Here is a 9,836-nt window from a genome sequence, read left to right on the forward strand (position 1 = left end):
CTTTCACGTAGGAAATCATTAATATGGACGGTGCTGCTCGCCGCCTTTATGCTTGTGTTATTTACATCGCCCGGGGCTGCTTTTGCCTACGGTAATTCGGGGTCGGGGGTCAACCTGACCTGGGACACCGTAAACGGGTGGAATTACGAGCCGCTCGCGCCCGTTACGGTAACGGTTAAAGACGATTTAGGCGCGAAGGGTAGCGCGACAACCACAGCGGGCGCGGACGGCAGTTATTTCGTCGGACCGCAGGATTTTAGCCCGCACAGCTCATTTGATATCAAGAGCGGGGACCGGATCGTCATTACCATAGGCGCGGCGGACCAGACACAGACGACGGAAACTATCACCCCAAATCTCACCGCATTTACAAGTGCTACGAAAGACGCCGTATATATTAAGAGCAATCCCGACCAGAGCATACAGCTCGATATAGACAGGTCTAATAATGACGGCAAAGCTACAATATATATGCAAACAGATACGCAAACAGTTGCCTACGGCGAATGCGTTTATGCCGCTGATTACAATATTTTACCCGCCGATTACTTCAGCGTGAGCTACACAGAAAATAATGGAAATATAGTCAGCGCCTATCCGATAGCGCCTTACGGCATGGTCGGCCTCACCGAAGACATGGTATGGGGATATTACTATCAATCGGAGACGACGGCGACTATCGATGTTTACTCGGGCCCCACTAAATTGGGCAGCGCGCAGGCGACAACCGATAGCGACGGCTACTTTAAAACCGTTAACTTTAGCCCTAAGGTTGATATTAAGAACGGTTACACAATAACTATTTCCTCAGGTTACGAGGTAAATACCTTTAAGGCCAACCTTAAAGCCGACGTTGATTTTAACGCGGGGACGATCTCCGGCGAGACCGCCCGCAACAGTTATATAATCGCGCGCATCTGGCCACCTGGGTCGCCGAATAATTATACCGATTCTACCGCAACAGCCGACCAGAACGGGTATTTTTCAACCAAAGCAAGCCCCGGTTTGAACGACGACATCATAGTTGCTTCAATTCACCCGGATGGAAACATTACGCGGGTCAAAGTAATCTACGGCACGCAAACCCAGGCGACCAGCCAGCCGATCATCTATGCCGACCAAAACTCCCAGGTTGGGGCCCTTATTACGATGGAAGAAAACCGGCCCCAATCGCTTACAACGACTACGGCTTCAAACAAAGTCACGTTAAAGATTCTTACAGACGGCGTAAGGTTTTCGCAGAGCCCGCAGGCCACATATCTTGGGGTGAGGTTTGACAGTCTGGATGCCACGTTATCGGAGGATTCCAAAACCGCTATTTGGAATGTAAGCGATGCGAGCACCAGTACCGCAGGGCATATATTTTTCACCGGCATCTATTACGACGTCGATAGCGGAACGGCCGAAGGCCCCGTTGAGGTCGAAGTGGCGGGTAGCTCGGGCGTTACAACCGAGACGGTAACGAATGCCCGCATTCAGGCCGAAAAGGCGGTCTTTGAAATCAGCGGCAGAGTTGTTGACGAACAAAATAAAGGCATAGAAGGCGCAAAGATACATCTCTTTGCGGACGGCAGCCCTATGGTCGAGATAGAAACATCGCCGGATGGAAAGTACGGCACCGAATTGAACGCCGGTACCTATAAAATAGTCACCACGAAGCTGGGCTACACCGCTTCGCAATTTGAAACCGACCTGGCAAGCGATATCAAGGATCAATATTTCGTCCTAAAGAAGACCGATATCGGGCTCTTAAAGCCGGAGGAGAGCGGCGTGCAGGCATACGAGCAGATCGAGAATATCCTGGCCGGCCTGGGGTATCCGGATGTGTCCGTGGTTACCACCGACGACCTGACCAGCGCGCAAGAACTCAACAAAAATCTGCGTTGTCTCTTTATCGATTCATCCCCGCTGACATTCGACGCCACCCAGACCTCTGTCATCAAGAATTTTGTGAACAACGGCGGGTCGTTGTATGCGTCGGATATGTCGTATCTCCTGGTTGGGCAGGCATTTCCCGGAAAAATAACGTTCGGCGCCAATAGAATTACGACGACGCAGACAATCGAGGCCGCTATTAAGGACAGCGGATTTGCCGACTACTTGAACCCCACGGAGCCGGCAACATCCCTGGCGGTTAGTTTTAACGAGTTTATGACGCCGTGGATTGCGATTGACTCGGTTGCATCCGGCGCCGACATCTTCGCTACAGGAAATATCGCAGCGGGTAACGGGGTAACCCTTACCGATAAGCCGCTTGCTGTGGGGTTTAAGTGGGGCAATGGCAGGGTTGTATATAGCAGCTACTTCTGCAGCCCCGATAGAAGCGATGAGGGCGGGGACGGTCTCTTGCGGTATCTTGTCCTGAATACGCTTGGGGTCGGCGGCACTGGCGACGGTGGAAACGGGGGTAGCGGCGGAAGCGGCTCAGGCGGAACTGGTGGGTCGGGTGGTTCCGGCGGGAGCGGTGCCTCACCGGGCGTCAACGGCCGGAATGATTCGGATGACACCGTGAAACACGTCGCGATCGATGGCTATCCAAAAAACCTCATAGCCAATCAGGGTAAGGGGTACGTGAGCCTGAATTGGTCCGGCGTCTCCGACCCGGGTGTTACCGGCTACAATATCTACCGTGCTAATAGTAAACCGGGTGTCGGTGTAAAACTTAACGACTCACCGGTGACCGCCACTTTCTTTAGGGATGAGAGGATTGAGTTTAACAATATCTACTATTATTGGGTAACAGCGGCAAACTTGGGCGGTGATGAAAGCGACCCGTCTGATATTGTAAAAATAACGACCATCGCTGTCTTGGGTGATATAGCGTTTGCCGATGTTCCCGTAAATGTCTGGTATAAGGATTACATAGTCAAGCTGACCGCGGCCGGTGTTATCGACGGCTATGGCGACGGATCGTTTAAGCCGCAAAATTACGTAACGCGGGCCGAGTTTTGCAAGCTGATACTGGCTTCACTAGGGGAAAAACCGCTTGATAGTGCGACATTCTCGTTTAGCGATGTCTCTAGTCATTGGGCTAAAGGATATATTGAGAAGGCCAAACAGCTCGGGATAATCGACGGGTATGGGGATGGGACGTTCAAGCCCGATGCCAGGGTAACAAGGGCCGAGATATCCAAGATGATCTGCAATGCGAAAGGCATGTCGATAAGTAACGCGACGAGTGGTTTTTACGATTGCAACTCGTGCTGGGCCGATAAATATATCTTGTCGCTTAAGACATCCGGTATTCTTGCCGGCTACGGCGACGGCACCTTCAGGCCGCAAAACAACGTCCCCCATTTTCACCAATCTGACGATATGCTATTATGTGGTAATCCGTCTTTTGAACTAGCGATGGAGGTTTTTATGCAGCAACGATTATCACTAGTAATGCCACAATTATCATGGTTGTCTCTACTACTTCTGCCGGTTACGGCCCTATCCCTGTTGATACTACTATCCCCGAAACCGCCGGCCGCGATGGCCCAGACGGGGGTAGCTACCGATACGCCAACCATTGTTCCGATTGTGTTTCCGCTTGCCGGCAAATGCAGCTTTCAGGATACATTCGGTGCGCCGCGCGACGGCGGCAAGCGGGGGCATGAGGGCACCGATATCATGGCGGATAAGATGACGCCAATCCTGGCGGTCGTCGACGGCACCGTCGATTGGATTTGCGACGGCACGCAAACAAGCACGGCAAACGGCCTGCCGTATTACCAGCTATTGTTACACGGCGATGACGGTAACGACTACTTTTACGTCCATATTAACAACGATAATCCAGGAACCGATGATGGTATGGGTGGCCCGGAGCATGCCTATGCGCCGGGGATCGCCGATGGCGTGCGGGTAACGGCCGGTCAGTTCATAGCGTATGTAGGCGATAGCGGCAACGCGGAAAACACCGCTTCGCATCTTCATTTCGAACTACATCTCGGGGGATATAAAAACCCGATCGATGCCTATCAATCCCTTGTTATCGCCCAGGGCAAAAGCCTGTTTAAAGATGTCGAGCCGACCAACTGGTTTTTCCAGTACGTCAACAAACTGGTAAGTGACGGGATCATAAAAGGCTATGCCGATGGCCGGTTCAGACCGGACGATCTGGTTACAAGGGCCGAGTTTATAAAAATGGTGGTTGTCGCCGCCAAGATTGCGCCCGCGACTACTTTTGCCGCTGACTTTAGCGATGTTGGGCCCGAGTGCTGGGCGTGGCCGTATGTCGAGGCCGCAAAGAGCGCCGGTATTATCGATGGCGACACCGGCGGCAGGTTTAGACCCGACATGCCTGTTAACAGGGCGGAAGCCGCTAAGATTATTATGAAAGCATGCGCGCTGCCCGAGAACGTGGCGGGTACCGTGTTCTCCGATGTCGCCCGGGATTTCTGGGGCTATATGCCGATCATGACCGCCATGAACTCCGGCATTATTAGCGGCTACCCGGACAGAACCTTCAAGCCGCTTAAGTTTACCAACCGGGCGGAGGCATCAAAAACCGTTTACATGATCTGCAAATAAACGCCTGCTGGGCGTAACCAAAACCAGCGATTGTCGTTTTAAACTTGAAGCGCCCTGCCTTTAAATGTATGATTAGAGGCTAATGTGCTAAAAGTACAGACCTTTACTAAATGTATAGACAAGCAATAGCTAAGCTTGCGCCCTATTAGCAAGCAATAAAGAGGGCGGCGCAGGCAATCTAGGATTCACGGCTTAATCGAACTAAGAGGAGGGCTACTTTTGAAAAGGGCAAACTCTAGAAAAACGATAGCGGTATTCACCGCAGCACTATTGGCGGTATTAGTACTCCTTGCCGTGGCGCCGCTCGCACAGGCCGCAAGCTATGAGGAGATAAAGCTGGTAAAACTAATCAACGGTTACCGGGCTACGCGGGGTATTAGCGAGCTTGTTCTTTTAGATAAGCTGTCAAATGCCGCCCACTCGCATAGCGCCGATATGGCCGCCGACAACTACTTCTCACATGATTCGCAAAATGGCGCAAATTTTGCCGACAGGATCAAGGCGACGGGCTACAGCGCGAACACATCGCTCGGCGAGAACATTGCAGCGGGGATGTGGAAGGCGGCGGATGTTTTTAACGCTTGGAAACAGTCACCGGGGCATAACAGCATTATGCTCGGCAAGGATTACAAAGCGATCGGCGTAAGCCGGGTTCTCGGGCCCGAGTCGGATTATCAGTGGTACTGGACCGCCGATTTCGGCGGCGTTGTTGACTCATCGGCCAAGATCGCACAAGTCTCCGAGTCGGGTAACTGGGCGTACGGCTACATCCAGTGGTTGGTTAAGCAAAAAGCGCTCTCCGGCTACCCTGACGGCACCTTTAGACCGGATAATCCCATCACCAGGGCGGAGTTCTCCGCGCTGATCGTTAAAGCGCTCGATATCCCAATTAACGGAACCAAGGTTTTTAAGGATACAAAACGCCATTGGGCTAAGGCCTACATATCCACGCTGGCCAACCGCGGCTATATCAACGGATACGCCGATGGCAGTTTCAGGCCGGACAGCCTCATAACCCGGGCGGAGATGGTAAAAGTCATCAGCAAGACCGGCGGTCTTAAACTAACGACAAACAATCAGAGCTTTTCCGATATAGCCGGTCATTGGGCAAAAAGCTATATCCTGATCGCCTCATCCAACAACATCATAAGCGGCTATCCCAACGGCAAGTTCCGCCCCAACACCATTTGCCTCCGGGCCGACGCAGCAGCATGCATGTACAGGCTTCTTAGTAGGTAAGCGGGTCTAGAAGTGACAGCAGGAGCCAGGAGTCAGGATTCAGAATAAAACCTTCTTCATAGATAGTGTAACCTCGCCTAGACGCTAGGCAGTGGCAATCGCTGTAAGTACATTCCAGATTCTTCGGCTATCGCCTCAGAATGACACCTACCAAACCCTGGTTCGTAATCTGCCTATTGCCTACTAGAACCCACTCTCTAGACCCACACGGGGTCTTGGCGAGCTTGTTCTCCTGCATCTATAGATTACTCAACAATTAAACTTAGTTTGGAACAAACAGAATGGCGTTACTGATCGAGCGTTCGCTGCCGTCGCTTGGGTAATTGTAGATATCGCCGTTGAAGTAAAGGGTGGACGAGCCGCCGCTGTCAAAATTCATAGCGTCGACAGCACCCCTACTCTTGAGGTCTGCAGCGAGTTCGGCCAGGGTCATTCCGATGCTGAAACAATCACTTCTGCCATCGATTACTTCTACTATCAGGTTGCCTTGCGGATCGATTCCGATGCCGGTTCTCGGGCCTCTGCCTTTGACCTGGGAGGAATCGAAGGCCTCGCTCTCAACGTTCACCTGCCCCGCTCTGACAAGTCTCGGGCCCCCACCGATGGCCATGGCGCCGCTCTGCCAGGGGTTAAGGTAGAACTTCAGGTTTATGGTATCGCCAACCCTCATAGTACCATCGAGATAGTTTCTGCCTGAGCCGGAATCAGCCGAGAGGACGATACAATTAAGCGGTATCGGCGAGTTGCCGCCGTGCTGGACGCTGATAACCGTTCCCGTAAGCTCGCTGCTCGGCGTTACGGGGCCGTCTATCCGTATCGTTACCTCAGTGCCCGTATCCTCCGTAAGCGTAGAGGGGCCGTAGAAGGGGGTGTAGGCATAAATCGTATCGGAATCCCGGTCGCGGTACTTATTAAGCCATGCGATAATGCCCGCCCGCCCGGTTGCCGCCGTCACCGAAGCGCTCATCGAGGCCCTATCAACAAAGCACGTCTTATCGGGTAAGATGCCGAAGTAGCTTCTGTTGTTGATGGGTGAGGACAGGATCTGGTCGTCCACCATTAGGCCGCTCGGGCCGCCGGTCTTAAGCGAGAAGAAATCGGCGTTAACGCCGGCTATCGCGCCCTTTCTCTTGGCCATCGAACTCAGCCTCTCGCGTGCCGCAACCCTGTCCTTTGCAAGGCCGAGCTTTATTGAGACCGGAGCTGCTTTCGGTACCTTAAGCACGTTGATGTTCATCGGTCCCGCCCCGGTAAAACGGCGATATCGCTCGCAGGTAACTTGATTGGCCGACGAACGCTCGAGCAGATAGTCTTTGTTTAAGAGCGCCCGGTAGATAAGTGCTGCGGCCTCAGCCCTGGTTATCTGCGCGTTCGGCCTGAATGTACCGTCGGAGTAGCCGCTTATCAGATTGTTTTTGGCTGCTGTTTGAACATACCTGTAGCCCCAGTAACCCGATCCGACATCTTCAAATGTTTGAGCGCTTACATTGGATGTCGAGTATCCCTTAACTTTTACCAGGATTTTAGCCAGCTGCACCCTTGTAGCCACTGCATTTGGACGAAATGTATTGTCGGGGAAGCCGTCGACCAGGTCTTGCTCGATGACGGTAGAGATAAATCCGGCCGCCCAGTGGTTGGGCTCGACATCAGAAAACGCGGGCACTTGCGGGCTTTTTGAGTATATAAAAGCCGTGGTTAAAAGCTTGGCCAGCTCGCTTCTGCGCAGATTAGCGGTTGGCTTAAACTTGCCCTCGGCGTTTCCGCTTATAATCCCGTAGTTGGCAAGAGAGAGAATGCTGTTTGCGGCCCAGTAATGCTTACCAACATCGGGGAATGACTTTCTTGAGGCGGCATCGGCCGGCATCAAACCACCAAAGATGCAGGTTATTACTAACGCTGCTAAAAACAACGACGTAAAAATGTTGCTACGTTTCATTCGCACCCCTCATGCAAACTAAATACATAACCGGAATCTTAGCACCGGTTGCCTGCGTCTACAAGCTTAACATACAAACGAGCGGATGGCTAAACCATGCAATATGTTATTGCTCATTTCGTGTTTTTATCATACCATTGAACATCAGTGGCAACGTGGTTACATCCCGCAATATAACATATCTCAATTGAAAATGCGCCGACAGTACGCGATGATTTTTAATCGTCAACGGATATCAGGTTAGGTGGTTAATGGATGTTTTTTCTTAAGCATACCAAAGCATTTTTAGCAGCATCGACAGCCGTCGTTTTACTCGCAGGCCAAACAGCCGCATTAGCGGGAACCATTACCATGAACCATGCAGGGATACCCGCCGCGCACGTAAAAAACAGCGCCGGCATAAGCAAAATCAAACAAATCCTCATTAGGCCCAAGCCCGGCGTAAGTCTAAAAGCAATAGAGGCTATCAATACTCGACTAGGTGGAAAGCGCGTTTCAAAACTGCCGAAACTTGGAGTAATCAAGATAACCCTGGGTAAAAGCGATATCAATAAGGCACTAAGCGCTTATAACGCAAGCGGCCTGGTAGAGTACGCCGAACCCAATTACACGCGAAAAGCCGCCTCATTCACCCCCAACGACCCGCTGTACCCCGATCAATGGGGGCTTACGCAGATCGGTATGCCGTACGCCTGGGAAAAGGTTGCAAGTCCGAACCAGGTAAAGGTCGCCGTGCTCGATACCGGTGTCGACACCGCCCATGAAGACCTCCAGGGCATTTTCGCGATGGACCCGAGCAACCCGGGGCAAATTTTAGGCAAGCATTTTTTCACAGACCCGACAGGCAAGCAGGCAAGCGACAATGATCTGCAAGACAACGCCGGTCACGGCACGCATATCAGCGGCATTATCGCCGGCGTCACCAATAACAGCCTGGGCATAGCCGGTATCTCGGCCGGCGCACGGATCATGCCCGTTAAAGTGCTGGATGATGTGGGGCTTGGCGAGGACGCAAATATAGCGGAAGGCCTGATCTGGGCGGCCGATAACGGGGCGCGGGTTGTCAACATGAGCCTCTCCGGCCCGGCCCAATCCAAAACCCTTGCCGATGCCATAAAGTATGCCCACGATAAGGGCGTTATCGTTGTCGCGGCTACCGGCAACGACGGCGTTGCCGATCCCAATTACCCTGCGGCTTATGACGGTGTTGTCGGTGTTGGGGCAACGGATAGCAAGGATGTTTGGATGCACCAATCCAATTTTGGCCCCTACGTAGACGTCGTGGCCCCGGGGGTATCTATTCTCTCGACATCCCCAAAGACAAAATCCTATGACGGCTCCGCCTACGAGGCGCTTACCGGAACGTCGATGGCAACGGGTTTCGTAAGCGGCCTCGCGGCCCTCATTTTGTCCGAAAACCCCAGCTTGAGCAGCGATCGAGTTGAAGGAATACTGTATGTTACCGCGGACGATTTTGGCACCCCCGGTTGGGACCGCTATTTTGGCCACGGGCGCATCGATGCCAGCCGTGCGGTTGATTTCGGTGACAGTGACAACGTCAAACCAAGCGTGTCGATCGCGTCACCGACGGAGGGCTCCAAAGTTTCAGGCACGAGCAATATTGTTTCGGCAACAGCGGCGGATGCCGACAGCGGCGTTGCCTTTGTCGATTTCTTCGTGAACGGGGAGAGGGTGGGCTCGTCCATGACACCCCCTTATAAGGTCAGCGTCAGCTCCGATAAGTTCCAGGGAAAAAATATAGTGGACGCTGTGGCCTATGATAAGAGCGGCAACTCAAGTTCCTCTGAGGTCACCTGCTACCGCCAGACCTTCTCGGACGTCGCCCCGTCGTACTGGGCGTTCGAGGATATAGAGGCGCTCACCGCAAGCAAAGTCATATCCGGTTATCCGGGTGGCTATTTTAAACCCGGCAACCCCGTCGGCAGGGCAGAGTTTGTAAAGATGCTGATGGAAGGGATGGGCCTCTCCAAGAAAACCTATTACAGCGGCTATTTTAAAGACGTGCCGTCTACATCCTGGGCCTGGCCGTATATCGAGGCCGCCTACGACATGGGCCTGGTCACCGGTTACAGCAAGGATGAATTCGCCCCGGACAAGGAGATCAAAAGGGACGAGGTAACGA

4 protein-coding genes are annotated in these 9,836 nt (G+C 52.8%); 3 read left to right on the top strand and 1 reads right to left on the bottom strand.

Annotation, left to right across the window (positions count from 1 at the left end; translation table 11 throughout):
- The first annotated feature begins 48 nt into the window (after window positions 1-48).
- Together COY37_RS10380 and COY37_RS10385 are read left to right on the top strand one after the other, a co-directional pair.
- On the top strand, window positions 49-4,518 hold the full coding sequence (locus tag COY37_RS10380; protein WP_286977507.1) for an S-layer homology domain-containing protein: 4,470 nt from the start codon (window positions 49-51) through the stop codon (window positions 4,516-4,518).
- Between the two features lie 219 nt (window positions 4,519-4,737).
- Entirely contained in the window at window positions 4,738-5,757 is a 1,020-nt protein-coding gene (locus tag COY37_RS10385; RefSeq protein WP_286678879.1) for a CAP and S-layer homology domain-containing protein, read from the top strand.
- A gap of 262 nt (window positions 5,758-6,019) precedes the next feature.
- On the opposite strand, the gene COY37_RS10390 is transcribed toward COY37_RS10385, so the two are convergent.
- Window positions 6,020-7,693, bottom strand: coding sequence for an S-layer homology domain-containing protein (locus COY37_RS10390; RefSeq protein ID WP_286678880.1), 1,674 nt, complete (start codon window positions 7,691-7,693; stop codon window positions 6,020-6,022).
- A 255-nt stretch (window positions 7,694-7,948) separates the two neighbouring features.
- On the opposite strand from COY37_RS10390, the gene COY37_RS10395 reads away from it, so the two are divergent.
- A partial coding sequence (locus COY37_RS10395; protein ID WP_286977510.1) for a S8 family serine peptidase occupies window positions 7,949-9,836 on the top strand: 1,888 nt, incomplete at its 3' end.

The organism is Candidatus Aquicultor secundus, from assembly GCF_002791875.1.
Taxonomy (GTDB): domain Bacteria; phylum Actinomycetota; class Aquicultoria; order Aquicultorales; family Aquicultoraceae; genus Aquicultor_A; species Aquicultor_A secundus.

What these genes read in the sequence shown, in the direction of transcription:
- COY37_RS10380 (WP_286977507.1), top strand. Translation starts at nt 49, where the DNA reads ATGCTTGTGTTATTTACATCGCCCGGGGCTGCTTTTGCCTACGGTAAT.
- COY37_RS10390 (WP_286678880.1), bottom strand. Translation starts at nt 7,693, where the DNA reads ATGAAACGTAGCAACATTTTTACGTCGTTGTTTTTAGCAGCGTTAGTA.